Origin of the sequence: Streptomyces sp. NPDC005878, assembly GCF_040629815.1 — a bacterium.
Classification (GTDB): Bacteria; Actinomycetota; Actinomycetes; order Streptomycetales; family Streptomycetaceae; genus Streptomyces.
Map to the genome: position 1 here is coordinate 424,426 of NZ_JBEXWK010000003.1, position 25,951 is coordinate 450,376.

A 25,951-nucleotide genomic window follows, 5' to 3' on the forward strand; every position below is an offset into this window, starting at 1 on the left:
CCCGAGCGCTCTCTCCCAGACAAGCCGCCGGGTCGCACCAGCACCCGGCGGCTTTTCCTGTACGGCCCCGGGGTGCCACCATCAGTCCCTGGGCCGCACTCACACCGTTTCAGTCATGGTCCCGCACGAGCGATAATCGAACGTGGGACCGCGGCATGCGGAAAAGCTCGGACGTCCTAGCAGCAGCGAAGACGGCGTGAGCGCGGTCCGACCCACACAACCGGTGAAGGACACGCAACCATGACGACGCCCACGATCGAGCTCAAGCCCTCCGCGAACCCGCTGTCGGACGCGGAGCGTGACGCGATCCTGGCAAGCCCCGGATTCGGCCGCCACTTCACCGACCACATGGTGACGGTCAAGTGGACCGAGGGCCGGGGCTGGCACGACGCGGAGCTCACCCCGTACGCGCCGCTGTCGATGGACCCCGCCAACATGACGCTGCACTACGCGCAGACGATCTTCGAGGGTCTGAAGGCCTACCGTCAGCCCGACGGCACGGTGGCGACCTTCCGCCCCGAGGCCAACGCGGAGCGCTTCCGCGCGTCGGCCCGCCGGATGGCGATGCCCGAGCTGCCGGACGAGCTGTTCATCGCCGCCTGCGACGCGCTGATCCAGCAGGACCGGGCGTGGGTCCCGTCCTCCGGCGAGGCCTCGCTCTACCTGCGGCCGTTCATGATCGCGAGCGAGGTGGGGCTGGGGGTGCGCCCGGCCAACGAGTACCTGTTCATCGTGATCGCGTCGCCGGCCGGGGCCTACTTCCCCGGGGGCGTGAAGCCGGTGTCGGTCTGGCTCTCCGAGGAGTACGTGCGCGCGGTCAAGGGGGGCACGGGCGCGGCCAAGACCGGCGGCAACTACGCCGCGTCCCTGGTCGCCCAGGCCGAGGCGGCGGGGCACGGGTGCGACCAGGTGGTCTGGCTGGACGCGGTGGAGCACCGGTGGATCGAGGAGATGGGGGGAATGAACCTGTACTTCGTGTACGGCGACCGCATCGTCACCCCGTCGCTGACCGGCTCGCTGCTGCCGGGCATCACCCGGGACTCGCTGCTGAAGATCGCGCGGGACCTGGGCTACACGGCCGAGGAGGGGCGGATCTCCACGGAGGACTGGAAGCGGGACACGGAGGCGGGGACGCTGACGGAGGTGTTCGCGTGCGGGACGGCGGCGGTGATCACGCCGGTGGGGTCGGTGAAGTCGGCTCGGGCTGGCTGGACGCAGGGGGATGGGGAGCCGGGGGAGGTCACGATGAGGCTGCGGAAGGCCCTCCTCGACCTCCAGACGGGGGCGACGCCGGACACGCACGGCTGGATGCACCGTCTGGGCTGAACGGTTTTGCCCCACCCCGCCCCTTCCCCAAACCCTCCGGGGGCGGCACAGCTCCCGGGCGGAGCCCCCGCCCCCTGCACCCCTGAAGGCACGGGGCCTGCGGCCCTCGCACCCCGCTGCGCGTCAACCTGCGGCCGGGTGGGGGCTGGTCGCGCAGTTCCCCGCGCCCCCAAGGGGCTCCGCCCCTCGGGCGCCGGAGGAGCCGGAGCACCCAGGGGCGCGGGGAACTGCGCGGGTGACCCTCCACCGGGCGGTAGACGAATCCCGGGCCGTTGAGGGGCGCGGGGAACTGCGCGGGCAACCCACCACCGGCCGGTAGATGAACTCCGGGCGGAACAGGGGCGCGGGGAACTGCGCGGGTAACCCTCCACCGGCCGGTGGACGAACTCCGGGCCGTTGAGGGGCGCGGGGAACTGCGCGGGTGATCCTCCACCGGGCGGTGGATGAACTCCGGGCCGATCAAGGGAGCGGGTGACCCTCCGCCGGGTCGTAGGCGAAGGGGTGTGGGCAACCCCCGCTCGTCCGCAGACGGACACCGGGGCCGGGGGGCCGGGGGCGCAGCCCCGGGGGGTAGGGCGAGGGGACCTCAGGCCGTCTCCGCCCCCGGAGGGTTCAGGGAAGGGGCGGGGTGGGGGAGAACCCCGCGGCTCAGCGTCGCGTACACCGCACCCCCCACCACCCCCGAAAGCAAAAAGCTGCAATCCACCCCACCGGTGAACCGCAGCAGCGGCCCCGCGTACCCGGGAAGCGACACCGCCAGCACCCCCACCCCCGCCCCCAGCCCCCACGCCACCGCGGCCCGCCAGTTCCAGCCGCCCCGGTACCAGTACGCCCCGCCCCGCGACCGCCGGTTGAAGACCTGGAGGGCGTCCGCGTCGTACACACCCCGGCAGCGGACGAAGCCGATGAGGGTGATGACCGCCCACGGCGTGCCGACCGCCGTCAGCAGCAGGACGAACGACGTCATCGCCGCCTGCGCGTCCCACGCGTAGTGCCCCGCGAACACGCACACCGTCGCCACCCCGGCCACCGCGAACGTCGCCCGCGTACGCGAGGCGCGCGGCAGGATCGCGTCGAGGTCGAGCCCCATCGAGTACAGCATCAGCCCCGCGTTGCCCACCGACCCCGCCGACGCCGCGAGGAGCAGCGGCGCCAGGTACCAGCCGGGCGCGGCCGCCACCAGCGGGCCCGCGTAGTCCGCCGCCGCCCCCGCCGCGTACGCCGTGAACGTGCCGAACAGCTGCGGCACCAGCAGTCCGGCGACCAGGCCGAGCCAGGTCGCGTGCAGCACCCGGCGCGGGGCGTGGCGGGTGGGGGAGATGTAGCGCGTGTAGTCGCCGAGCAGCGTGATGAACGCGATCGGGCCGCTCAGCCCCGCCGCCACCAGCGCCAGCAGCCACGTGGGCCAGAACGAGCCGAGCAGATAGCCGCCCGCGTCGGGGAGGGCGGCCGTGGTGAAGTGCGGGGCGTAGGCCGCGATCCCCAGGACCAGCAGCGCGGTCATGCCGAACGCCAGGACCCGGGACAGGCGCAGCAGCACCCGGTACCCGTACACCGCGCCGACCACCGTCGCCCCCGCGAGCACCGCGTACACGACCCCGTACGAGACACCGCCCGTGGGCAGGCCGACGAGCCGGTGCAGGACGCCCGCCATCGCGTCGCCGCCGATCCAGACCGTGAGGGCGGTGTAGCCGAGGGAGAGCAGCAGGCCGACCACCGAGCCGACCAGCCGGCCCCGCACCCCGAACTGCGCGCCCGACGACGTGGACAGGTTGGTCGCCGTGCGCAGGGACACCAGCGCCAGCGGGGCCGTCAGCACCGTGCCCACCAGCGTGCCCGCGACGACCGCGCTCACCGAGGCCCACCAGCCGAGGCCGAAGGAGACCGGGAGCCAGCCGAAGACGATCACGCCCAGGCAGAGGTTGGAGCCGAGCAGGATCGACACCAGGTCGCGTGGGCCGCTGGTGCGTTCCTCCTCCGGGATCGTGTCGACTCCGCGCTGTTCGATCTGCATGGGCTGCCCCTGACGCTCGATGGCCTTGACGCGCTGGCCTGATTTCGACGTTCCGGTTGTTTGAGTGGCGTTCAATGTGGGGGCTCCCACCTGTTCTCGTCAACCCCTTGTTCCTTCCTCTGTGGCGATTAGTGGGGTTAGAGTGGTGCTCTAAATCGGAGGTGTGGTGCGTGCGACTTACCCCTACAGAACGTGACCGGCTGCTGCTCTTCGGCGCCGCCGAGCTCGCCCGGGCCCGCCGGGCGCGCGGACTGCGGCTGAACGTCCCCGAGGCCACCGCGCTCATCGCGGACACCGTCTGCGAGGCGGCCCGCGACGGGCGCCGGCTCACCGACGCCATCGCCGCCGCCCGGAGCGTCCTCGGCCCCGACGACGTCCTGCCGGGCGTCGCGGACGTGGTCACCGAGGTGCACGTCGAAGCCGTCTTCGACGACGGCTCGCGGCTCGCCGTGGTCCCCGCACCCCTCGGCGGCGCCGCCGGACTCGGCGCGGACGCCCCCGGCGCCGTGCTGCCCGGCCCGCAGGGCCCGGACCCCGAGCCCGCCCTCCGGCTCACCGTGCGCAACACCGCGCCCGTCCCGGTCAGCGTCACCTCGCACTTCCACTTCTTCGAGGCCAACCCGCGCCTCGAATTCGACCGCGCCGCCGCGTACGGGATGCGCCTGTGCGTACCGGCCGGGTCCTCGGTCCGGTTCGACCCGGGCGGCGAGGCCGAGGTCGGGCTCGTCCCGATCGGCGGCGCCCGGATCGCCATCGGGTTCGCCGGACTGGTCGACGGGCCGCTGGACGCGCCCGGCGCCCGCCACGAGGCCCTGCGCCGGGCGGCCGCCTGCGGCTATCTGGGCGCGCGCCCGGAAGGAGCGGTTTCATGAGCAGGCCCAGCCGCCACAGCGACCACTGCGCGCCCGGCAGCCGCCACATCGACCCCGACGAGTACGCGGCGGTCTTCGGGCCCCGGGCCGGGGACCGGATCCGGCTCGGGGACAGCGGGCTCACCGTGCGGGTGGAGTCGGACTCCCAGCGGCCGGGCGAGGAGTTCCTCGCCGGGTTCGGCAAGACCGCCCGCGACGGACTGCATCTGAAGGCCGCCGCGGTCCGCGACACCTGCGACGTCGTGATCAGCAACGTCGTCGTCATCGACGCGGTGCTGGGCATCCGCAAGGTCTCCATCGGCATCCGCGAGGGCCGCATCCACGCCATCGGGCGCGCCGGGAACCCGGACACCCTCGACGGGGTGGACGTCGTCGTCGGCACCGGGACCAGCATCGTCTCCGGCGAGGGGCTGATCGCCACCGCCGGCGCGGTGGACACCCATGTCCATCTGCTCTCGCCGCGCATCATGGAGGCCTCCCTCTCCTCCGGTGTCACCACGCTCATCGGCCAGGAGTTCGGCCCCGTCTGGGGGGTCGGCGTCAACTCGCCCTGGGCGCTGCGGAACGCCTTCGCGGCCTTCGACGCCTGGCCCGTCAACATCGGCTTCCTGGGCCGGGGTTCGTCCTCCGACGGTGCCCCGCTGGTGGAGGCGCTCGCCGAGGGCGGTGCCTGCGGCTTCAAGGTCCACGAGGACATGGGCGCGCACACCCGCGCCCTGGACACGGCGCTGCGGGTGGCCGAGGAGCACGACGTGCAGGTCGCCCTGCACAGCGACGGCCTGAACGAGTGCCTGTCGGTGGAGGACACCCTCAAGGTCCTGGAGGGACGGACCATCCACGCCTTCCACATCGAGGGCTGCGGCGGCGGCCACGTCCCCAACGTGCTGAAGATGGCGGGCGTGCCCAATGTCATCGGCTCGTCCACCAATCCGACCCTGCCGTTCGGCCGGGACGCGGTCGCCGAGCACTACGGGATGATCGTCTCCGTCCACGGCCTCAAGCCGGACCTGCCCGGTGACGCGGCCATGGCCCGCGACCGCATCCGGGCCGGGACCATGGGCGCCGAGGACGTGCTGCACGATCTGGGCGCGATCGGCATCACCTCCTCCGACGCCCAGGGCATGGGCCGCGCGGGCGAGACCGTACGCCGCACCTTCGCCATGGCCGCGAAGATGAAGGCCGAACTCGGCCCCCTGGAGGGCGACGGCGAGGGCGACGACAACGCGCGCGTGCTGCGCTACATCGCCAAGCTCACCATCAACCCGGCGCTCGCCCACGGCCTCGCGCACGAGATCGGCTCCATCGAGGTCGGCAAGCTGGCCGACCTCGTGCTGTGGCGGCCCGCCTACTTCGGCGCCAAGCCGCAGATGGTGCTCAAGTCCGGCTTCCCCGCCTGGGGCGTCACGGGTGATCCGAACGCGGCGACCGAGACCTGCGAGCCGCTGGTCCTCGGCCCGCTCTTCGGCGCCCACGGCGCCACCCCCGCCGAGCTCTCCGTCGCCTTCGTGGCCCGCGCCGCCCTCGACCAGGGAGGCGATCTGATGCCGACCCGCCGGCGCCGGGTCGCCGTGCGCGGCACCCGGGGCATCGGCCCCGCCGACCTCGTCCTCAACTCCCGTACCGGAGCGGTGGACGTGGACGGACGCACCGGACTGGTCACCCTCGACGGCGACCCGCTGCGCTCGGAGCCCGCCGACTCCGTCTCCCTCAACCGCCTCTACTTCCTCTAAGGACCCGACGATGACCGCTGCCGCCGACGGCTTCCGCATGCCCGCCGAGTGGGCTCCGCACGAGCGCACCTGGATGGCGTGGCCCGGCCCCAACGTGACCTTCGCCAACCAGGACGAGCTCGCCGAAGCCCGCGCGGCCTGGGCGGCCGTGGCCCGGACCGTGCGCCGCTTCGAGCCCGTCACCGTCGTCTGCGGCCCCGGCCAGAGCGCCGATGCCGGCGCCCTGCTCGGCCCCGGCATCGATCTCGTGGAGCGCGAGCTCGACGACGCCTGGATGCGCGACATCGGCCCGACCTTCCTGACCAACGGCTCCGAACTCGCCGCCGTGGACTGGACGTTCAACGGCTGGGGCGCCCAGGGCTGGGCCCGCTGGGAGCACGACGCCAAGATCGGCGCGTACGTCGCGGACCTGGCCGGGGCGCGGACGTACACCTCGCGCCTGGTCAACGAGGGCGGCGCGATCCACGTCGACGGCGAGGGCACGGTCCTGCTCACCGAGTCCGTGCAGCTCGGCCCCGAGCGCAACCCCGGCTGGACGCGCGAGCAGGTCGAGGCGGAGATCCACGGCATGCTCGGCACCCGCAAGGCGATCTGGCTGCCGCGCGGCCTGACCGCCGACTACCCGCCGCACGGCTACGGCACCCTGGGCCACGTCGACATCGTCGCCGCGTTCGCCCGCCCCGGCGTGGTCGTCGCCCACACCCAGCCCGACCCGGCCCACCCCGACCACGAGGTGTGCAGGGAGAACGTGGCGCTGCTGCGGAGCCAGACCGACGCGCGGGGCCGGAGCATCGAGGTGGTGGAGGTCCCCGCCCCGACCGTCCTCACCGACGACCACGGCTGGGTCGACCACTCCTACATCAACCACTACCTCTGCAACGGCGGCGTCGTCCTGTGCGGCTTCGACGACCCGAGGGACGAGAACGCGGCGGGCGTCTTCCGCCGGCTCTTCCCCGATCGGACCGTGACCCTCGTCGACGCACGTACGATCTTCGCCGGGGGTGGTGGCATCCACTGCATCACCCAGCAGCAGCCCAGGGTGTGATCCCGGAGGAACCAGGAGGAGGGGCATGGCCGGTCCGGCCCGCGCGCGGAAGAACGCGCCGCCGCGCGAGGAGGTGCTGGCCGCCGCCATGGCCACCATCGCCGAGCGCGGTCTCGACGGCCTGACCATGGCCGGTCTCGGCCGCGAGGTCGGCATGTCCAGCGGCCATCTCCTCTACTACTTCCACAGCAAGGACGAACTGCTGCTCCAGACCCTGGAGTGGAGCGAGGGCCGGCTCGGCGCCGAGCGCCGGGCCCTGCTCTCCCGGCCGGGCGCGGTCCGCGAACGCCTCGACGCCTACGTCGACCTGTATGTGCCCGACGGCGTCCGCGACCCGCACTGGATCCTGTGGCTGGAGGTCTGGAACCGCTCGCAGAACGCCGCCACCGACGCCGCCGCCCGCGCCCGCCAGGCCGCCATCGAGGGCGCCTGGCACCGCGACCTGGTCGCGATCATCGCGGAGGGCGTCTCGCGCGGCGAGTTCCGCCCGGTCGACGCCGACCGCTTCGCGGCCCGGCTGCGGGCGCTGCTCGACGGCTTCAGCGTCCATGTGGCGGTCGGCATACCCGGCACCGGACGCCCCCAAGTCCTCGTCCACGTACGGGAGTTCGTGGACGAGTCACTCGTGCGACCCCCGACCGGGGGCTGAACACAACGTACGCAAGTACGCCTTATCGTTGCGTGCGTCACCCTTGTCGGCCGCACCGGGCTGGGCCACCGTGATCTTCCATGGGACGAGAGCAGTGGAAGAAGATCTGGGTCGGTTCGGCCGGCAACATGGTCGAGTGGTTCGACTGGTTCGTGTACGCCACCTTCGCGGTGTACTTCGCGGACGCGTTCTTCCCCAAGGGGAACGAGACCGCCAACCTCATGAACACCATGGGGATCTTCGCCGTCGGCTTCTTCATGCGGCCGGTGGGCGGCTGGCTGCTCGGCCGCATCGGCGACCGCCGGGGCCGCAAGGCCGCGCTGACCCTGACCGTCACCCTGATGTCCGCCTCCGCGATCCTGATCGCGGTGGCGCCGACGTACGGGGTGGCCGGATACGGGGGAGTGGCGGTCCTGCTGGTCGCGAGGCTGTTGCAGGGACTCTCGGTCGGCGGTGAGTACGCGGCGAGCGCGACCTACCTCACCGAGGCGTCCGACCCCCGCCGCCGGGGCTTCGCCTCCAGCTTCCAGTACGTGTCGATGACCGCGGGCCAGCTCGTCGGCCTCGGCCTGCAGATCGTCATGCAGCGCACCCTCTCCGAGGACGCGCTGCACAGCTGGGGCTGGCGCGTGCCCTTCATCGTGGGCGCGCTGGGCGCGGCCGTCGTCTTCTATCTGCGGCGCAACATGCTGGAGACCGAGGTCTACGAGGAGTCCGGCGCGGCCCGCGACGAGGAGCGGGGCACCCTGAAGGCGCTGTGGCGCCACCGCAGGGAGGCGTTCCTGGTCATGGCGCTGACGATGGGCGGCACGGTCGCCTACTACACGTACACGACCTATCTGACGAAGTTCCTCTCCAAGAGCGCGGGCATGCCCAAGCCCACGGCGTCACTGGTGTCGTTCTGCGCGCTGTTCGTCTTCATGTGCCTCCAGCCGCTCGCGGGCATGCTCTCGGACCGGATCGGCCGCCGTCCCCTGCTGATCACCTTCGCGGTCGGCTCGACGTTCCTGACCGTGCCGGTCATGACGATGCTCAAGCACGCGGGCACGTTCTGGCCGGCCTTCGGCCTGGCGCTGCTCGCCCTGGTGGTGGTGACGGGCTACACGTCCATCAACGCCTGCGTGAAGGCGGAGCTGTTCCCGACCGGCATCCGCGCCCTGGGCGTCGCGCTGCCGTACGCCATCGCCAACGCCCTGTTCGGCGGTACGGCGGAGTACGTGGCGCTGTGGTTCAAGCGGGGCGGGATCGAGTCCGGCTTCTACTGGTACGTGGCGGGGTGCGCCACGGTGAGCCTGGTGGTGTACCTGACGATGAGGGAGACGCGGGACATCGACCTGCACCGGGTCGCGCCCGCCCCCGCCACCGCCCCCCTGGCCGCGGGCACGGACGGGGTGCCCGCATCCTGAGACCCCGGTCCACGGCGTGGCGGCCGTGTGGCAGACTGCGACCGTGCTCGCTTTCCGGATGATTATGGACAGCAGCGCGCCGGTCCGCAGTGACCGCTGAACCCGCGGCACAACCCCCGCGGCAGCGGACATCGTGCCCCAGACCCGCGCGCAGACCCTTCGCACCCGCGAGGGGTCTTTTCGTTTCCCGGCCCCACCTCGGCCGGACGCGAACCGCACGCGATGATGGGGGCAGTGGAGCCAGCCAGTCCGGAGCCACTCACCCGACAGGAGTCACCCCAGCATGACGGCCAACGAGGCACCTGAAGACAGTCATCGCGCCGACCGTGTCGACCGCGTCGGCCGCGTCGAGGATGGATTCCACGTCTTCGACACCACGCTGCGCGACGGTGCCCAGCGCGAGGGCATCAACCTCACCGTCGCGGACAAGCTGACGATCGCCCGGCACCTGGACGACTTCGGGGTGGGCTTCATCGAGGGCGGCTGGCCCGGCGCGAACCCCCGCGACACGGAGTTCTTCGCCCGCGCCCAGCAGGAGATCACCTTCAGGAACGCCCAGCTGGTGGCGTTCGGCGCGACCCGCCGCCCCGGCGGCAGCGCGGCCACGGACCCGCAGGTCAAGGCGCTGCTGGCGTCCGGAGCCCCGGTGATCACGCTGGTCGCCAAGTCCCACGACCGCCATGTCGAGCTCGCCCTGCGCACCACGCTGGAGGAGAACCTGGAGATGGTCCGGGACACCGTCTCCCATCTGCGCGAACAGGGCCGGCGCGTCTTCGTCGACTGCGAGCACTTCTTCGACGGGTACCGGGCCAACCCCGAGTACGCCAAGTCGGTCGTCCGGGCCGCGAGCGAGTCCGGCGCGGACGTCGTCATCCTCTGCGACACCAACGGCGGCATGCTGCCCGCCCAGATCCAGGCCGTGGTCGCCACCGTCCTCGCCGACACCGGCGCCCGGCTCGGCATCCACGCCCAGGACGACACCGGCTGCGCCGTCGCCAACACCCTCGCGGCGGTCGACGCCGGCGCCACGCACGTGCAGTGCACGGCGAACGGCTACGGCGAGCGGGTCGGCAACGCCAACCTCTTCCCGGTGGTGGCGGCGCTGGAGCTCAAGTACGGCATGAAGGTCCTGCCCGAGGGCGCGCTCGCCGAGATGACGCGTATCTCGCACGCGATCGCCGAGGTGGTCAATCTGACCCCCTCCACGCACCAGCCGTACGTGGGCGTCTCCGCCTTCGCCCACAAGGCGGGCCTGCACGCCTCGGCGATCAAGGTCGACCCCGACCTCTACCAGCACATCGACCCCGGTCTGGTCGGCAACCGCATCCGGATGCTGGTCTCCGACATGGCCGGCCGCGCCTCCATCGAGCTCAAGGGCAAGGAGCTCGGCGTCGAGCTCGGGGACGACCGCGAGCTGGTCGGCCGGGTCGTGGCACGGGTGAAGGAGCGCGAGCTCAAGGGCTACACGTACGAGGCCGCCGACGCCTCCTTCGAACTGCTGCTGCGCGCCGAGGCCGAGGGCCGGGCCCGCAAGTACTTCCGCGTGGAGTCCTGGCGCGCCATCGTCGAGGACCGCCCCGATGGCACCCACGCCAACGAGGCGACGGTCAAGCTGTGGGCCAAGGGTGAGCGGATCGTGGCGACGGCGGAGGGCAACGGCCCCGTCAACGCCCTCGACCGCGCCCTGCGGGTGGGCCTGGAGCGCATCTACCCCCAGCTCGCCAAGCTGGAACTGGTCGACTACAAGGTCCGCATCCTGGAGGGCCGCCACGGCACGGACTCCACGACCCGGGTCCTGATCACGACCACGGACGGGGCGGGGGAGTGGGCCACGGTGGGAGTGGCGACGAACATCATCGGGGCGTCCTGGGGGGCGCTGGAGGACGCGTACACCTACGGGCTGCTCCGGGCGGGCGTGGAGCCGCCGGAGTAGCGGACCCCGCCCGGGCCCTTCGCGGACCCGCGGCCCCGCTCCGCGCCGGAGGTTTTGTCCGTTTCGAAAGCGACTCCGGTAGCGTCGGAAGCATGAGGCTCCGCGTTCTGCTCGCGTCCACCGCCGCCGCACTCCTCGCGCTGGCCCCCGTGGCCACGGCGACCGCCACCGCCGCGCCCGCCGCGTCCGGGGTCGGCGAGGTCGCCGCCGCGCTGAGGAAGGCGCCGGTCTACGTCGACCCGGGCGCCGCCGCGCAGCTCCCGGCCGCGCAGGCCGACGCCCTGGCCAAGAAGATCAAGGACGCCGACAAGCCGCTCTTCGTGGCCGTACTCCCGGCGACCTCCGCGTTCCCCAGGGACACGCTCCTGCGGAACCTCCGTACGGACACCGGCGTCACCGGCCTGTACGCGGTCCGTCTGGGCGACGCCTTCAACGCGGGCGCCGACCGGAAGGTCATGTCACCGCAGGCCGTGGAGAACCTGAAGACGGCGGTACGGGCCCCGGGCACCGCCTCGGACGCCGCCACCCAGCTGAACGCCTTCGTGGACCAGGCCCTGCCCACCCTGCGCGGGCACGCCCCCGCCTCCTGGGGCGGCGGCGCGGGGTCCGGCGACGACGGCGGCGGCTCCGCGACCGGGCTGATCGCCCTGGGCGCGGTCGCCGTGGCGGGCGGCGCCGGCGCGTACGCCCTGGTGCGGCGCAACCGGAAGAGGAAGGCCGAGGAGGAGCGGGCGGCGCTCCGGCGGCTCCAGGTGGTCGTGGACGAGGACATCACCGCGTTCGGCGAGGAGCTGGACCGGCTCGACTTCCATCCGGCCGAAGCGGGCGCCGACGACGCCATGCGCGCCGACTACGAGCGCGCCCTCGACGCGTACGAGACCGCGAAGACCCTGATGGCGGCGGCCCGGCACCCCGCCGACGTGCGCGGGGTCACCCAGGCCCTGGAGGACGGGCGGTTCTCCCTCGCCACCCTGGCCGCCCGCCGTGAGCGCCGGCCGCTGCCCGAGCGCCGCGCCCCCTGCTTCTTCGACCCGCGCCACGGCCCCTCGGTCGAGGACGCCACCTGGTCCCCGGCGGGCAGCGCCCCGCGCCAGGTCCCGGTCTGCCTCGCCGACGCGACGCGCCTGCGGGACGGGCAGGACCCGCTGGTACGGCAGGTCGACACGGACGGGGGACGCCGTCCGTACTACGACGCGGGTCCGGCGTACGGGCCCTGGGCGGGCGGGTACTTCGGCGGGGGCATGCTGCCCGGACTGCTGATGGGCACGATGCTCGGCTCCATGCTGGCCACCCCGGCGTACGCGGTGGACTACGGCGGCGCGGACTTCGCGGGGCCGGGGCAGGGCTTCGACGGGGGTGACGTCTCCGGGGCGGACTTCGACGCGTCCGACTTCGGCGGCGGGTGGGGCGACGGGGGCGGCGGGGACGGCGGTGGCGGCGGCTTCGACGGCGGCGGTGGCTGGTAGGGCCCGGCTCAGACCGACTTGATCGCCGAGATGTCGAAGGTCAGCCGGACCTTGTCGCTGACCACGACGCCACCGGTCTCCAGCGCGGCGTTCCAGGTCAGGCCCCAGTCGGAGCGCAGGATGTCGGCGCTGCCCTCGAAGCCGACGCGCTGGTTGCCGTAGGGGTCGGTGGCCGAGCCGTTGAACTCCAGGTCGATGGCGAGCGGCCGGGTGACGTCCTTGATGGTGAGGTCGCCGACGACGCGGTACTTGTCGCCGCCGAGCTGCTGGGCCTCGGTGGAGCGGAAGGTCATCAGCGGGAACCGCTCGGCGTCGAAGAAGTCGGCGCTGCGCAGATGGGCGTCGCGGTCGGCGATGCCGGTGTCCACGGACGCGATCCTCACCTCGATGACGGCGGAGGAGGCGGCGGGGTCGGTGCCGTCGAGGACGAGGGTGCCCTCGTGCTCGGCGAACGAGCCGCGGACGTTGGTGACCATGGCGTGGCGGACGGTGAATCCGATGCTGCTGTGGGCCGGGTCGATGGTGTAGGTGCCGGTGAGGGCGGCGAGGGCGGGGTCGACGGGGGCGGGGGCGGTGAGGGTGGTGGTGCCGGTGTTCTTGCGGGTGAAGATTCCCATGATGCTCGTGCTCCTTCGGCTGTTGGTTGAAGGTTCAACGAGATTGACTGTAGGCCTATTCCGTTCAAGTTTCAACAACTCTGCCGGCATGCCGCGCCGGGGCGGTGTCCGAGGGCGCCCGGAGGGCGCGGGGAGAGGGCTGGGCGGGGCCTAGTACCTGGGTGGCGCCGGCGCCGGCCCCAGCGTGGTGGTCCCCGGTGCGGCCCGGTGTCCCAGTCCCGTCCGGTACGCGTCGAGCGCCGCCTCCGTGCGCCCGGTCCGCCGCAGCAGATCGCCGAGGAGGCGGCACAGGTCCGCCAGGTCGCCCGAGGCCCCGCTGCGCTCCAGGAGGCCGAGGGCGGTGACGTAGTGCTCCTCGGCCGTGTCGAGCTCGCCGCGCTCCTCGTGGATCAGCCCGAGCAGGCGGTGCGCGCCGCCCGCGTGGACCGCGCCGTGCCGGTCGCCCAGCTCGGGCGCGGGGTCCACGAGCGGGGTGAGCAGCGAGGCCGCCTCCTCGTGGCGGCCCAGACGGCGCAGTACGTCGGCGAGTTCGACCTCGACCTGGCAGGTGAAGAGCGCGGCCCGCTTCGCGGCCAGCATGTCGCGTGCCGTCCGCAGCTCCCGCTCGGCCGCGTCCAGCTCGCCGCCCTGGGCGTGGACGTACCCCCGCATCCAGTGGCAGTGCGCGAGATCGGTGCGCAGCCGCAGCTGGCGGTAGACCGCCTGGGCCTTGGCGAGGGAGGCGTCGGCGTCGGCGGTACGGCCCTCGGCCAGGAAGGTGCGGGCGACCTGGCGGTGCATGCCCGCCACCAGCGCCGGATCGGAGACCTGCGGGGCGAGGGCGAGGGCCAGCTCGGCGGCGTGCGCGGCGCGGGCCTGGGCGCCCATGTCCAGATAGGGGCCGATGACCGCCGAGTAGAGGAGGACCAGGGACTCCGGGTCGTTGAGGCCCGAGGTGCCCAGCTCGTCGATGGTGGACTCCAGCAGGTAGCAGGCGTAGCGCAGCTCCCCGGCCAGGACGTGCGCGATGGCCCGGCCCCGGATCGCGCGCGCCCGGCGCGGCAGCGGCTCGTCCGCCTGATGGCGTTCGGCGGCCTCGAAATGGCGTATCGCGTCGGGCAGTTCGCCGGTCTCCAGGGCGCACTCGCCCAGGCCCAGGAGCGCTTCGGCCTGTTCGGGGAGCAGGTCGTGCAGCTCGGCCTCGGTCAGCAGCCGGCGGTAGCGCACGGCGGCCTCGTCCGCGTCCCCGGTGGCCAGGAGCCGCTGGGCGTCGGTGAGTTCCAGGCGCAGCGCGGTGGCGAGGTGCGCGGGGCGGCCGGTGGCGAGCTCCTCGTAGGTGGTGCCCAGGCGGTCGGCGAGGTGGCGCAGCGCGGCCTCGGACGGCCTGACCTTGCCGGATTCCAGGGTGGACACATAGGCCGGGGTGTAGGCGGGCTCGGCCAACTGCCGCTGGGTGAGTCCCCGTTCGGCACGCAGTCGCTGCACCCGGCGGCCGATCACGGCAGGTTCGTCCATCGCGTCTCCCTCGTCCCAGGGCATTGCGCATGCCCCGCGCGCCCCCTAACTTAAGCGGACCGTTCAACAGATTTATCCGACCGCTTAACTTCCGTCACCGGGGGAGGATTTCATGCGCCCAGCCTTTCTGCGCAGAACCATAGCGGCGACCGGGCTCACCGGATCCGTCGTGGCCGCGCTCCTGTCCGTGCCCACCGAGGCCGCCGAGGCCGCCGACACGCCCGCGCCCCGGCCGCGCGTGGAGGTGGAGATACCCGGGCCGGAGGACGGCGCGGTCGCCGGGTCCGGGCATGTGCGCGTTCCCGCGGCCGGTGGTGTGCGTTCCGGCGGCCGGCTCTCCGCGCGGGCCGCGGACGCCGACGGGCAGGTCGACGAGATCGTCGACAACGGGCCCGGTGCGGACCGGCTCGACGTGGTCATCGTGGGCGACGGCTACACCGTCGACCAGCAGGAGCAGTTCCACGCCGACGCCAAGGAGAAGTGGGGCGAGGTCACCGGCGTCGAGCCGTACACCACGTACCGGAACCTCTTCAACGTGTGGACCGTGGACGCCGTCTCCGCGCAGTCCGGTGTCTCCGGCGACCCCGCCAAGGGCGACGTGAAGAACACGGCGCTGGGCTCGTACTTCTGGTGCGACGGCATCGAGCGGCTGCTCTGCGTCGACCAGGACAAGGTGGACGCCTACGTCGCCAAGGCGCCGCAGGCCGACCTGGTGATCGTGCTCGCCAACAGCACGAAGTACGGCGGCGCCGGGTACAACGAGCCCAGCCAGAAGCTCGGTTACGAGGGCATCTCCACCGCGTCCGCCGGCAACGCCAAGTCCGGCCAGGTCGCCATCCACGAGACCGGGCACTCGCTGGGCAAGCTCGCCGACGAGTACTTCTACCCGGGCACGCCCGGCTATGAGCACTACTCCGGGCCCGAGGTCGCCGAGTCCAACATCTCCGTGCTCAGCGCCGAGCAGATGGCCGCGCAGCGGACCAAGTGGTACCGCTGGCTGGGCGAGACCTCGCCGGACGGCGGGACCGTGGGCACCTACGAGGGCGGCGGCTACTACGTCACCGGCCTCTCCCGGCCCACCGACAACTCGATCATGCGCATCCTCGGCAAGCCCTTCAGCCTGCCCGGCCGCGAGGCGATGATCGCCGGGTTCTACCGGCACGCCTCGATCGCCACGGCCGCGGTGCCGACCACACGGACCCTTCGCGTCCACGACAAGGCGCGGGTGACCGTGCCCCGGCTGGTGGGCGCCGCGCAGCCGAGGATCCGCTGGTACCTGGACGGGCGGGAGCTCACCCGGTTCGAGGGGCGCACCTGGCTCGGGGTCGCCCAGGCCGTCCTCTCCCCGTGGGACCGGCGCACCCACCAGCTGAAGGTGACCGTCACCGACGGGACCGCGTCGGTGCGCGATCCCCAGGTGCGTGCCGGGCTGAGCGACTCCGTGGTGTGGAACGTACGGCGGTAAGCGCTTTCCGATTGGTGCGTCCGGGGCATTGAGGCCCCGGGCGCACCGTGCTACACCAACGGCAGCGGTCTCCACCCCACCCCCCTCCGGGAGCCCCCGTGCCCTTGCTGCCGTCCCGACGCGCCTTCCTGACCGTGGTGGGCGCAAGCGCTCTCACCCTGGCCGCCGTCCCCGAGGCGTCCGCCACCGAGGCGTCCGCCGCCGACGAGTTCGCCGTCCTGCGCGGGCGCTGGCGCGACCTCTCGCTCGGCACCGGCTTCGACGCGGGCGCCGAGCCGTACGCCTCCCGGCTCAGGGAGACTGGCGACCGCGCCCGCGCCTTCCGGGCCTCGATGGCCCCGGGCGACCACGGGCTCTGGCCGGACAGCCCCTTCGACCCGCCCGCCGGGATCACCCGCAGCTACAGCCGGCTGTGGACCATGGCCGAGGCCTTCCTCCAGCCCGCCACCGGCCTGACCGGCGACCCCGCCCTGCTCGCCGACATCCTCGCCGGACTCGACCACGTGGGGGCGACGGTCTACAACCCGTCCACCACGCGGTACGGCAACTGGTGGGAGTGGCAGATCGGCAGCCCCCGGCTGCTCACCGACCTCGTCAACGCGCTCTACGCGCACGTGGGCGAGGCACGCGTCCAGGCCGCCTGCGCCGCCGTCGACCACTTCGTGCCCGACTCGGTGTTCGCCGACTACTCGGGCACCTCCACCGGCGCCAACCGCGTCGACCTCTGCCGCTCGGTCGCCGTGCGCGGGGCGGTCGGCCGGGCCCCCGCCAAGCTCGCGCTGGCCCGCGACGCCCTCTCGCCGGTCTTCCCGTACGTCACCCGGGGCGACGGCCTGTACGCCGACGGATCGTTCGTCCAGCACACCTCGATCGCCTACTCGGGTACATACGGACAGGTGATGCTCGACGGGCTCGGCCGGCTCTTCACGCTGCTCGCCGGGACGAGCTGGGCCGTCACCGACCCCGCACGCCAGATCATCCTCGACAGCGTGGAGCACGCCTACGCGCCGCTCATCCACAACGGGCTGGTCATGGACAGCGTCAGCGGGCGGGCCGTGAGCCGGGGGTATCTGCGCGCGGACGACACCCAGGTGATGCGGAGCGACCACTTCCACGGGGAGGGGCTCATGGCCGCCGTCGCCGTTCTCGCCCAGGGCGCCTCGCCGGCGGAACGGGCCCGGTGGCACGGGCTGATCAAGGGGTGGGCCGAGCGGGACCCCACGCACCCGGTGCTCGCCGCGCGGCAGTTCGGGGTCGCCGACCTCGCCCGGCTCCAGGCGGTGGTGGAGGGGCCCGTGGCCGCGGCCCCCGAACCGGTCGGGCACACCCTCTTCGCCGCCATGGACCGGGCCGTCCACCGGCGGCCCGGCTGGACCGCGAACATCGCGATGGCCTCGGACCGGATCTCGTACTACGAGTGCGGCAACGGCGAGAACCCGCGCGGCTGGCACACCGGTGCCGGAATGCTCTACTGGTGGCCCGGTGAGCAGGGCAACGACCAGTACACGGACTGGTTCTGGCCGACCGTGGACCCCTACCGGCTGCCGGGGACCACCGTGTCCACCCGGCGGCTCGCGGACCGCGAGGGCGGCGAGTGGGGCGCGTCCCGGCCCGGCGTGCGCTGGGTGGGCGGGGCGAACGACGGGGAGTTCGGGGCCGTCGGACAGCACCTGAAGGGCCTCGGCTCCACGCTCCAGGCGCGCAAGTCCTGGTTCTGCACGGCCGGGACGGTCATCTGCCTCGGCGCCGGGATCACCGCCACCGACGGCGTCCGGGTGGAGACGGTGGTCGACAACCGGAACCTGGGGGAGGGCGGGAGCGCCGTCTTCTCCCGGGACGGGGCCGCCCGGACCCGCTGGGCGCATCTGGAGGGGCACGGCGGCTGGGTCTTCCCCGGCGGCACCACCGCCCTGCACACCCTGCGCGAGGCCAGGACCGGGGCGTGGAGCGACATCAACACCACCAGCTCCACCGAGCGGCGCACCCGGACCTATCAGACGCTGTGGCTGGACCACGGGGTCGACCCGGCGGGCGCCTCCTACAACTACCAGCTGATGCCGGGCGCCTCACGGCAGACCGTGGCCGCCCGCGCCGCCGACACCGGCTGGTTCACCGTCCTGGCCAACACCGCCGCCTGCCAGGCCGTCTCCGTCCCCTCCCTCGGTCTCGGGTGCGCCAACTTCTGGCAGGCCGGGAGCGCGGGCCCGCTGTCGGCCACCGCCCCGGCGAGCGTGCTCGTACGGACCAGGGGGGCTGCGGCCACGCTCCGGGTCAGCGAGCCGCCGCGCACCGGAGAGCCCTTCGAGGTGGTGTGGAGGCATGCCGTACGAGGGGTGTCCGGTGCCGATCCCTCGGTCGAGGTCCTGGCCGCCGGGCAGGAGCTGCGGCTGCGGATCACCCCGGGCACGGCGGGCGCCTGCCATCGCTGTGATGTGACTCTCATCTGATCCGGTTGTTGGACCCCTACAACGCGGCACGGGTCTGAGCTGGCACTTCGCCTGCATCGCGGGATTGTTCTGTTCAGGGGTACCAGGAAAACGGTCCGGAGACTGTACAGAGTCGACGGCGGGAAATTCTTGGTCGGGTTCGTAGGGTCGATGCATGACCGTTGTGGACGAAACCCCGGGCGAGCCCAGTGACGCGCGTGGCCGTGTGGCCGAGCTGCTGGCCCTGCGCGAGCAGGCCCGGCGCGGGCCGAGCGAGCGCGCCACCGAGGCGCAGCACGCCAAGGGCAAGCTGACCGCGCGCGAGCGGATCGAGCTGCTGCTCGACCCGGGGTCGTTCAAGGAGGTCGAGCAGCTGCGCCGGCACCGGGCGACCGGCTTCGGCCTGGAGGCCAAGAAGCCGTACACGGACGGTGTCATCACCGGCTGGGGCACGGTCGAGGGCCGTACGGTCTTCGTCTACGCGCACGACTTCCGGATCTTCGGCGGCGCCCTCGGCGAGGCCCACGCCACCAAGATCCACAAGATCATGGACATGGCCATCGCGGCCGGTGCGCCCCTGGTCTCCCTCAACGACGGCGCCGGCGCCCGGATCCAGGAGGGCGTCTCGGCGCTCGCGGGCTACGGCGGCATCTTCCAGCGCAACACCCGGGCCTCGGGCGTCATCCCGCAGATCTCCGTGATGCTCGGCCCGTGCGCGGGCGGCGCCGCCTACAGCCCGGCCCTGACCGACTTCGTCTTCATGGTCCGCGAGACCTCGCAGATGTTCATCACCGGCCCGGACGTGGTCCGCGCGGTGACCGGCGAGGAGATCACCCAGAACGGCCTCGGCGGCGCGGACGTGCACGCCGAGACCTCGGGCGTGGCCCACTTCGCGTACGACGACGAGGAGACCTGCCTCGCCGAGGTCCGCTACCTGCTGTCGATGCTCCCGTCCAACAACCGGGAGAACCCGCCGTCGCACCCCAGCGAGGACCCGGCCGACCGGCGCGGCGACGTGCTGCTCGACCTGGTGCCCGCCGACGGCAACCGCCCGTACGACATGCACAAGGTGATCGAGGAGCTCGTCGACGACGGCGACTACCTGGAGATCCACGAGTGGTGGGCACGCAACATCATCTGCGCCCTGGCCCGGCTCGACGGCCAGGTCGTGGGCATCGTGGCCAACCAGCCGCAGACGCTCGCGGGCGTCCTGGACATCGAGGCCTCGGAGAAGGCCGCCCGTTTCGTTCAGATGTGCGATGCTTTCAATATCCCGATCGTCACCCTTCTGGACGTTCCCGGCTTCCTGCCGGGCGTCGACCAGGAGCACGGTGGAATCATCCGGCACGGTGCCAAGCTGCTGTACGCGTACTGCAACGCCACCGTGCCCCGGATCTCGCTGATCCTGCGCAAGGCCTATGGAGGGGCGTACATCGTGATGGACTCCCAGTCCATCGGTGCCGACCTCACCTACGCCTGGCCCACCAACGAGATCGCGGTGATGGGCGCCGAAGGCGCCGCCAACGTCATCTTCCGCAAGCAGATCGCGGAGGCCGAGGACCCCGAGGCGATGCGCGTACGCATGGTCAAGGAGTACAAGGCCGAGCTGATGCACCCGTACTACGCGGCCGAGCGCGGGCTGGTCGACGACGTCATCGACCCCGCCGAGACCCGCGAGGTGCTGATCGCCTCCCTGGCGATGCTGCGCACCAAGCACGCCGACCTGCCGTCCCGCAAGCACGGCAACCCGCCTCAGTAACGAGGAGCCCGAGTGAACACCCCGACTTCTTCCCCTTCCGTCCTCCGTGTGGAGAAGGGCGAGGCGGCGCCGGAGGAGCTGGCGGCCATCACGGCCGTCCTGCTCGCCCGCGCCGCCGCCCAGCCCGCCCCGGCCCCGTCCCGCGGCCGCGACACGGCCGGCTGGCGCCGCCTGGAGCGCACCCCGGGCTTCCGGACCGCGCACTCCTGGCAGGGATAGCGCTTCGCTGGGGGCGGTGACTTCGTCTGCGGGCCGGTGGGGGGCCGGTCGCGCAGTTCCCCGCGCCCCTCAAAAGCGAAAGGCCCCGGCCGCTCCTTACGGAGCGACCGGGGCCTTTCGCGCATGGCCGTGCGGTACGGGGCGACCACCAGGGGCGCGGGGAACTGCGCGACCAGCCCCCACCGGCCCGCAGACGAACGACTGCGCTTCCAGCGCGAAAGGCCCCGCCGCTCCTCTCGGAGTGGGGGGCCTTCCGCGTCGTACAGGGGCAGGGCCTACCGCAGGCGTGCCATCAGCGCGTGCTCGACCAGGGTGATCAGCGCGCTCTTCGCGTCCGCGCGGTGGCGGGCGTCGGTGGTGATGATCGGGGTGTCCGGGCCGATCTGGAGGGCCTCGCGGACCTCGTCGGGGGTGTACGGCTGGTGGCCGTCGAAGCCGTTGAGGGCGATGACGAACGGCAGGCCGCTGTTCTCGAAGTAGTCGACGGCCGGGAAGCAGTCGGCGAGACGGCGGGTGTCCACCAGCACCACGGCGCCGATGGCGCCGCGGACCAGGTCGTCCCACATGAACCAGAAGCGGTCCTGGCCCGGCGTACCGAACAGGTACAGGATCAGGTCCTGGTCGAGCGTGATGCGGCCGAAGTCCATCGCGACCGTGGTGGTCGTCTTGTCGCCCGTGTGCGTGAGGTCGTCGATGCCCGCGGAAGCGGACGTCATGACGGCCTCGGTACGCAGGGGGTTGATCTCCGAGACCGCGCCGACGAACGTGGTCTTGCCCACGCCGAAGCCGCCCGCCACCACGATCTTCGCGGACGTGGTGGAGCGGGCAGCACCGCCGCTAGAGCTTGCGAAGTCCACTGAGCACCCTTTCGAGCAGTGTCACATCTGGCTGGCCGCCGGCGGACTCGTCGCCGCCGGGCTGGTGGATGGCGACAAGTCCGGCCTCCGCCAGGTCGGCGACGAGGATTCGGGCAACGCCGAGGGGGATGGAGAGGAGTGCCGAGATCTCGGCGACCGACTTGATCTCACGGCACAGTTGGCAGATCCGCTGGTGCTCGGGCAACTGCCCTTGCAGCCGGGCGGGTTCCGCCGTGGTGTGCACCAGCGCCTCGATGGCGAGCTGGTAGCGCGGCCGGGTGCGGCCGCCGGTCATGGCGTACGGACGCACCAGGGGGTTGTGCGTGCCGCCCGCCGGGGAAGGCTGGGGGGTCTTCTGCCGCGGCTGCACCGGCTCGATGCGGGGCTGCGGCGGCTGGTCGTACGGGCCCGGCCGGCGGTGGGGCTGCTGGTACGTGTGCTGGCCCTGGCCGCTTCTGCTGGGGGCGGAGGGAAAGTTGAACCGGTTCTGCCCGTGCTCACCCTGAGACTGCTGTCCACCGTTGTATGGGTGTCCGCCTGGGGGTGTTGTCACGTTTCCTCCTCCGACTGCCGGTCGCCCGTTCCTGTGGGACCGCGCCACCGCACCTTATGGCGCGGTGGCGAGAAACGCACTGCCTGACTGGTAGTTGAGAACGGGAAGTTCACAACTAATTAAGGAGACTGCCCTGGAGTTCCGCGCGCAGGTCCGGGGTGAGGACGGTGCCCGCGCGGTCGACAAGGAGAGCCATCTCATAGCCCACGAGACCGATGTCGGCCTCGGGATGGGCGAGTACGGCGAGCGAGGACCCGTCCGAGATGGACATGATGAAGAGGAAGCCGCGTTCCATCTCCACGACCGTCTGGTTGACGGCGCCGCCCTCGAAGATCCGGGAGGCGCCCGCGGTCAGGGACGTCAGCCCGGAGGCGACAGCCGCCAGCTGATCGGCCCGGTCCCGGGGGAAGCCTTCGGACATCGCCAGCAGGAGTCCGTCGGCGGAGACCACCACCGTGTGGGACACCCCGGGGGTGTTGTCCACGAAGTTGGTGATCAACCAGTTCAGATTCTGCGCCGCCTGGCTCATCGGGCTCACACTAACGCTCCTGGTTGTAGGTGTTACTGGTGTCCGACCCCGCGCTGCGGCCCTGTTGGACACCGCGGCGCAGGTTGCTCAACCTGCCGCGGACGTCCTCCGGAGCGCGGGAGACCTGTGGGCCGCCCTGCGGGGTCTGCTCGGCCGCGCCCTCGACCAGATTGGCCTTGGGTACCCGCCGGGGAAGCCCGGAGGGGGTGACCCCGCCGGCCTTCGGCTCACGCAGCTTCTCGGCCCGCGTCCAGCGCTCGTCGTTGGTCGAACGCCAGTCGCCGGTGGGCTCGTCGGCGGTGGACGCGACGCCGTTCGCGGTTCCGGAACCGGTGCCGTTCACGGCCGCGTTCGCGGATCCGTTCACGGACGCGGGCCCGGTGCCGCTGTGGGCGTCGCCGCCGTCGGGACGCCGCTGCTCGGGCCGCTGCGGTTCGGACGTGTGCTGCGGCTCCTGGGCGGCGGGCTGCCAGTTCTGCTGGCCGCTGCCGCGCCTGGGCAGACCGGCGCCGGTCAGCTCGTGGGCGGAGGCCGGGGTGGGGCCCGGCCGGTCGAAGCCTACGCGGTCGCGGCCGTCGCCGGGAACGTCCGGAGCGGATTCCGCTTCCTCGTTCCCCTGCGGGTAGTCGGCCGTGTAGGAGTCCTGGTACGAGCCGTTCCGCTGCCACTCGCCCTGGTGGGGGGTGTCGCCGTAACCGCCGTCGTACTGCGGACCGTCGGCTGCGGGCGCCTGGTAGGCGGCCTCCGCATAGCCCTGGTCCCGGTAGTCGTTCCGCTGCTGTCCGTAGGACTCCTGCGGGTAGGCGCCGGGGTAGTCCTGCGCGTAACCCTGCTGTCCCTCGAACTGGTCGTCGTACGAGGTCTGCTGTCCGTTGTAGGACTCCTCGTACGGGGCCTCGTAGGACTGCCCGCCGCCGTAGTTCTCGTCGTACGCGGCGCCCTGCTGCACACCGTCGACCTCGTCGCGGTAGAGCGGACGGTCGCCGCCCTGCGCCTGGGCCTCCAGGGCCGCGCGGCGCTCCTCGCGCATCAGCGAGCGGTTGACCGGGTCGAGCTGGAGGCCCTCGCCCTGCTCGCCCGTCTCGTAGCGCGAGTCGTCGAAGCCGAGCTCGGCGGCGGTGCGCATGGCCGGGGCCGGGGCCTGGTACTCCTGCTGCTCCGGGATGATCTGCGAGACCGTGAAGTCGTCGCCGGGCGCCGTCTCGCCACCGCCACCGTGGGTGATCGCGTCCGGGAGCATGACCAGCGAGGTGGTGCCCGCCTGCTCGCCGGAGGGGCGCAGCTGGACGCGGATGCCGTGGCGGTCGGCGAGTCGGCCGACCACGAACAGGCCCATGCGCTGGGAGACGGCGGCGTCCACGGTCGGCGGGTTGGCCAGCTTGTGGTTGATGTCCGCGAAGTCCTCGGCGGTGAGGCCGATTCCCTTGTCGTGGATCTCGACCATGACGCGGCCGTCGGGGAGCCGGGTCGCGGTGACGCGGACCTTGGTCTGCGGCGAGGAGAACGTGGTGGCGTTCTCCAGGAGCTCGGCGAGCAGGTGCACGAGGTCGGTCACGGCCTGGCCGTGGATCTCGCTCTCCGGCACACCGGACAGCTCGATGCGCTCGTACGACTCCACCTCGGAGGAGGCGGCGCGCAGCACGTCGACCAGCGGGACCGGCTGGTTCCAGCGGCGGCCCGGCTCCTCGCCGGCGAGGACCAGGAGGTTCTCGCCGTTGCGGCGCATACGGGTCGCGAGGTGGTCCAGCTTGAAGAGGCTCTCCAGCTGGTCCGGGTCGGCCTCGTTGTTCTCCAGGTCCGTGATGAGGGTCAGCTGGCCCTCGATCAGGGACTGGTTGCGGCGCGACAGGTTGGTGAAGATCGCGTTGACGTTGCCCCGCAGGAGGGCCTGCTCGGCGGCGAGCCGGACGGCCTCGCGGTGGACCTGGTCGAAGGCGCGGGCGACCTCTCCGATCTCGTCCGTGGAGGTGATCGGGATGGGCTCGACGCGGGTGTCGACCCGGCCGGGCTCGGTCCGCGAGAGCTGGTCGACGAGCATCGGCAGTCGGGTTTCGGCCACCTCGAAGGCGGCGGAGCGCAGCCGGCGCATCGAGCGGCTCATCTGGCGGGCCACCATGCCGGCCAGGATGAAGGCGGCGAGCAGCGAGACCACGACGATCGCGCCGTTGAGGTACGCGGAGGTCTTGGCGTCGTCGGCGATCTGGCCGGCCTCGTCCACCGCCTTGGTGACCAGGTCCTGCTCGATCTCGGTGTAGCCGTCGAACTTGGCGGTGGAGGCGGCCATCCAGGCCTCGGCGTTGATGCCCTGGGCCTTGAGCTGCTTGGCGCTCTGGCCCTCGCCGATCGCGGCGGCCATGCTGTTGAAGGGCGAGCCGTCGCGGGCCGGGGCGGCGCCGATGCGCGGGCCGTCGTCGGCCTGCTGGCGCACCGCGGGAAGGTCCTTGGCGGCCTGGGCGGCCTTGGCGTCCATGACCTGCTTCAGGTGCGCGCTGTCCGCGTCCGTACCACCGGCGTCGAACTCGCCGAGGGCGATGAACTCCAGGTAGTTGTACGAGTTGAACGCCTTGACCTGCATCTGGAAGGTCTTGGTGTCCTCGCTCGGCCGGAGGATGAGGTGCAGACCGATGGAGCGCTGGAGCGACTCCGCGGCCTTGGCGAGGTCGACCGCGTAGACCATGCGGCCGTAGCTGGTGATGTTGCCGGTGCCCAGACCGAGCTCGTTGGAGAACGTGCTCAGGTAGTGGGGGATCTGGGTGTAGCCCTCTTCGGTCAGCACCGGGTTCTTCGCCTCGACGCCCTTGGCGTAGGCGGTCTTGCGCAGCGCGTCGAGGTTCTTCTCGGCGTCGCGGACCTTGGCCAGGCGGCGCTTGAGGCTCGCCGTGTCCGGCATGCCCTGCACTTCCTGGTCGAACTTGGCGCGGGCCGCGTCCGAGGTCGCGATGGCCTTGGCGATGACCTCGCTGTCGCGCTTGTTCTGGAGCAGGGGCTGCGCGGTGAGGTCACGCTCGTTGAGCAGGGCCTGGCCGTACTCCGAGGCGGCGCGCACGATCTGCGCCGTCTTCTCGGCGTCCCGCGCGTCGCGCCAGGTGGATATGGAGTTCTTGACCTCGAAGCCGCCCATGACGAGGCCGACGAGGGCGGGGATGAGGAGGATGGCGTTCAGTCGGGCGGCCACCCGCCAGTTGCGCGGCGAGAACTTGCTCCGGCTCCCCGTGTCGGGTCCGGCGGCCTGTCCCGCGCCCGTGCCCCCGGAGGGGGTCGGGCGCTCGTCCGGCGTCGCCGCACTGCGCTGCGGCGGGGTGAAGTTGCCCCGCGCCTGCTGCGTCGCGGAGCTCGTCGTGCTTCGCCTCACTCGACCAACAACCTCTCGGCGCCGGCACCTCTCGCGGTGTGCCTTTAAATGTTCTGAGCCGTACTACTCGGGAGTTCGTCGAATTCCAGCACGCCAGAGGGGTCCGTTCCAAACAGCTGGAATCCGGGGTTCCGAGTGGCACACGCCTCAGATAAAACGGGCATAAAGAGCGAGCCCCGCCAAAAGGCGGGGCCGATGTGAGCACAGTGACACCACGCGAACGCGGCGGGTGGCCGTGC

19 protein-coding genes are annotated in these 25,951 nt (G+C 72.2%); 12 read left to right on the forward strand and 7 right to left on the reverse strand.

Annotation, left to right across the window (positions count from 1 at the left end; genetic code table 11):
• Nucleotides 1-240 precede the first annotated feature (240 nt).
• Nucleotides 241-1,326, forward strand: coding sequence for a branched-chain amino acid aminotransferase (locus ABZ404_RS08145; RefSeq protein WP_358837707.1), 1,086 nt, complete (start codon nucleotides 241-243; stop codon nucleotides 1,324-1,326).
• A 586-nt stretch (nucleotides 1,327-1,912) separates the two neighbouring features.
• Here the strand turns inward: ABZ404_RS08145 and ABZ404_RS08150 are convergent.
• Entirely contained in the window at nucleotides 1,913-3,340 is a 1,428-nt protein-coding gene (locus ABZ404_RS08150; RefSeq protein ID WP_358835527.1) for a cytosine permease, read from the reverse strand.
• A gap of 170 nt (nucleotides 3,341-3,510) precedes the next feature.
• Between ABZ404_RS08150 and ureA the strand changes: the two genes are divergently transcribed.
• The 7 genes from ureA (at nucleotide 3,511) to ABZ404_RS08185 (ending at nucleotide 12,441) form a co-directional block, all read left to right on the forward strand.
• Entirely contained in the window at nucleotides 3,511-4,212 is a 702-nt protein-coding gene (gene ureA, locus ABZ404_RS08155; protein ID WP_358835526.1) for an urease subunit gamma, read from the forward strand.
• Entirely contained in the window at nucleotides 4,209-5,942 is a 1,734-nt protein-coding gene (locus tag ABZ404_RS08160; RefSeq protein WP_358835525.1) for an urease subunit alpha, read from the forward strand. Before ureA ends, ABZ404_RS08160 begins: the two co-directional genes overlap by 4 nt.
• Nucleotides 5,943-5,952: 10 nt before the next feature.
• Nucleotides 5,953-6,987: an agmatine deiminase family protein gene (locus ABZ404_RS08165; protein ID WP_358835524.1), complete on the forward strand. Its 1,035-nt coding sequence runs from the start codon at nucleotides 5,953-5,955 to the stop codon at nucleotides 6,985-6,987.
• Between the two features lie 25 nt (nucleotides 6,988-7,012).
• The gene (locus ABZ404_RS08170) at nucleotides 7,013-7,636 is read left to right on the forward strand and encodes a TetR/AcrR family transcriptional regulator (protein ID WP_358835523.1); all 624 of its coding nucleotides are present in this window, start codon (nucleotides 7,013-7,015) and stop codon (nucleotides 7,634-7,636) included.
• Nucleotides 7,637-7,716: 80 nt separating this feature from the next.
• On the forward strand, nucleotides 7,717-9,042 hold the full coding sequence (locus ABZ404_RS08175; protein WP_358835522.1) for an MFS transporter: 1,326 nt from the start codon (nucleotides 7,717-7,719) through the stop codon (nucleotides 9,040-9,042).
• A 283-nt stretch (nucleotides 9,043-9,325) separates the two neighbouring features.
• On the forward strand, nucleotides 9,326-10,975 hold the full coding sequence (gene cimA / locus ABZ404_RS08180; protein ID WP_358835521.1) for a citramalate synthase: 1,650 nt from the start codon (nucleotides 9,326-9,328) through the stop codon (nucleotides 10,973-10,975).
• Nucleotides 10,976-11,067: 92 nt separating this feature from the next.
• Nucleotides 11,068-12,441, forward strand: a complete 1,374-nt coding sequence (locus tag ABZ404_RS08185; RefSeq protein WP_358835520.1) for a hypothetical protein — start codon at nucleotides 11,068-11,070, stop codon at nucleotides 12,439-12,441.
• A gap of 8 nt (nucleotides 12,442-12,449) precedes the next feature.
• Here ABZ404_RS08185 and ABZ404_RS08190 read toward each other — a convergent pair whose 3' ends face one another.
• Nucleotides 12,450-13,058 (reverse strand): YceI family protein, encoded by a 609-nt coding sequence (locus ABZ404_RS08190; protein WP_358835519.1) that lies wholly within the window; start codon nucleotides 13,056-13,058, stop codon nucleotides 12,450-12,452.
• 150 nt (nucleotides 13,059-13,208) lie between these two features.
• Nucleotides 13,209-14,552: a tetratricopeptide repeat protein gene (locus tag ABZ404_RS08195; protein ID WP_358835518.1), complete on the reverse strand. Its 1,344-nt coding sequence runs from the start codon at nucleotides 14,550-14,552 to the stop codon at nucleotides 13,209-13,211.
• 112 nt (nucleotides 14,553-14,664) lie between these two features.
• On the opposite strand from ABZ404_RS08195, the gene ABZ404_RS08200 reads away from it, so the two are divergent.
• The 4 genes from ABZ404_RS08200 (at nucleotide 14,665) to ABZ404_RS08215 (ending at nucleotide 20,421) form a co-directional block, all read left to right on the forward strand.
• Nucleotides 14,665-16,017 carry a M64 family metallopeptidase gene (locus tag ABZ404_RS08200; RefSeq protein ID WP_358835517.1) on the forward strand — a complete coding sequence of 451 codons (1,353 nt, stop codon included), beginning with the start codon at nucleotides 14,665-14,667 and terminating at the stop codon, nucleotides 16,015-16,017.
• 98 nt (nucleotides 16,018-16,115) lie between these two features.
• Nucleotides 16,116-18,464: a polysaccharide lyase 8 family protein gene (locus tag ABZ404_RS08205; protein WP_358990260.1), complete on the forward strand. Its 2,349-nt coding sequence runs from the start codon at nucleotides 16,116-16,118 to the stop codon at nucleotides 18,462-18,464.
• 154 nt (nucleotides 18,465-18,618) lie between these two features.
• Complete coding sequence (locus tag ABZ404_RS08210) at nucleotides 18,619-20,202, forward strand: acyl-CoA carboxylase subunit beta (RefSeq protein ID WP_358837540.1); 1,584 nt, start codon at nucleotides 18,619-18,621, stop codon at nucleotides 20,200-20,202.
• Nucleotides 20,203-20,214: 12 nt separating this feature from the next.
• Entirely contained in the window at nucleotides 20,215-20,421 is a 207-nt protein-coding gene (locus ABZ404_RS08215; RefSeq protein ID WP_358990263.1) for an acyl-CoA carboxylase subunit epsilon, read from the forward strand.
• A 275-nt stretch (nucleotides 20,422-20,696) separates the two neighbouring features.
• Here the strand turns inward: ABZ404_RS08215 and ABZ404_RS08220 are convergent, their stop codons facing one another.
• The 4 genes from ABZ404_RS08220 to ABZ404_RS08235 all read right to left on the reverse strand — a co-directional run bounded on the left by ABZ404_RS08220 (nucleotide 20,697) and on the right by ABZ404_RS08235 (nucleotide 25,712).
• On the reverse strand, nucleotides 20,697-21,278 hold the full coding sequence (locus ABZ404_RS08220) for an ATP/GTP-binding protein (RefSeq protein WP_069978110.1): 582 nt from the start codon (nucleotides 21,276-21,278) through the stop codon (nucleotides 20,697-20,699).
• Entirely contained in the window at nucleotides 21,259-21,831 is a 573-nt protein-coding gene (locus ABZ404_RS08225; RefSeq protein WP_358837022.1) for a DUF742 domain-containing protein, read from the reverse strand. Before ABZ404_RS08225 ends, ABZ404_RS08220 begins: the two co-directional genes overlap by 20 nt.
• Before the next feature lie 115 nt (nucleotides 21,832-21,946).
• Nucleotides 21,947-22,360, reverse strand: a complete 414-nt coding sequence (locus ABZ404_RS08230) for a roadblock/LC7 domain-containing protein (RefSeq protein WP_026057603.1) — start codon at nucleotides 22,358-22,360, stop codon at nucleotides 21,947-21,949.
• Nucleotides 22,361-22,370: 10 nt separating this feature from the next.
• On the reverse strand, nucleotides 22,371-25,712 hold the full coding sequence (locus ABZ404_RS08235) for a nitrate- and nitrite sensing domain-containing protein (RefSeq protein ID WP_358837021.1): 3,342 nt from the start codon (nucleotides 25,710-25,712) through the stop codon (nucleotides 22,371-22,373).
• Nucleotides 25,713-25,951 lie beyond the last annotated feature (239 nt).

What these genes read in the sequence shown, in the direction of transcription:
- ABZ404_RS08230 (WP_026057603.1), bottom strand. Translation starts at nt 22,360, where the DNA reads ATGAGCCAGGCGGCGCAGAATCTGAACTGGTTGATCACCAACTTCGTG.
- ABZ404_RS08150 (WP_358835527.1), bottom strand. Translation starts at nt 3,340, where the DNA reads ATGCAGATCGAACAGCGCGGAGTCGACACGATCCCGGAGGAGGAACGC.
- ABZ404_RS08190 (WP_358835519.1), bottom strand. Translation starts at nt 13,058, where the DNA reads ATGGGAATCTTCACCCGCAAGAACACCGGCACCACCACCCTCACCGCC.
- ABZ404_RS08145 (WP_358837707.1), top strand. Translation starts at nt 241, where the DNA reads ATGACGACGCCCACGATCGAGCTCAAGCCCTCCGCGAACCCGCTGTCG.
- ABZ404_RS08175 (WP_358835522.1), top strand. Translation starts at nt 7,717, where the DNA reads ATGGGACGAGAGCAGTGGAAGAAGATCTGGGTCGGTTCGGCCGGCAAC.
- ABZ404_RS08210 (WP_358837540.1), top strand. Translation starts at nt 18,619, where the DNA reads ATGACCGTTGTGGACGAAACCCCGGGCGAGCCCAGTGACGCGCGTGGC.
- ABZ404_RS08200 (WP_358835517.1), top strand. Translation starts at nt 14,665, where the DNA reads ATGCGCCCAGCCTTTCTGCGCAGAACCATAGCGGCGACCGGGCTCACC.
- ABZ404_RS08170 (WP_358835523.1), top strand. Translation starts at nt 7,013, where the DNA reads ATGGCCGGTCCGGCCCGCGCGCGGAAGAACGCGCCGCCGCGCGAGGAG.
- cimA (WP_358835521.1), top strand. Translation starts at nt 9,326, where the DNA reads ATGACGGCCAACGAGGCACCTGAAGACAGTCATCGCGCCGACCGTGTC.
- ABZ404_RS08160 (WP_358835525.1), top strand. Translation starts at nt 4,209, where the DNA reads ATGAGCAGGCCCAGCCGCCACAGCGACCACTGCGCGCCCGGCAGCCGC.
- ABZ404_RS08195 (WP_358835518.1), bottom strand. Translation starts at nt 14,552, where the DNA reads ATGGACGAACCTGCCGTGATCGGCCGCCGGGTGCAGCGACTGCGTGCC.
- ABZ404_RS08185 (WP_358835520.1), top strand. Translation starts at nt 11,068, where the DNA reads ATGAGGCTCCGCGTTCTGCTCGCGTCCACCGCCGCCGCACTCCTCGCG.
- ABZ404_RS08165 (WP_358835524.1), top strand. Translation starts at nt 5,953, where the DNA reads ATGACCGCTGCCGCCGACGGCTTCCGCATGCCCGCCGAGTGGGCTCCG.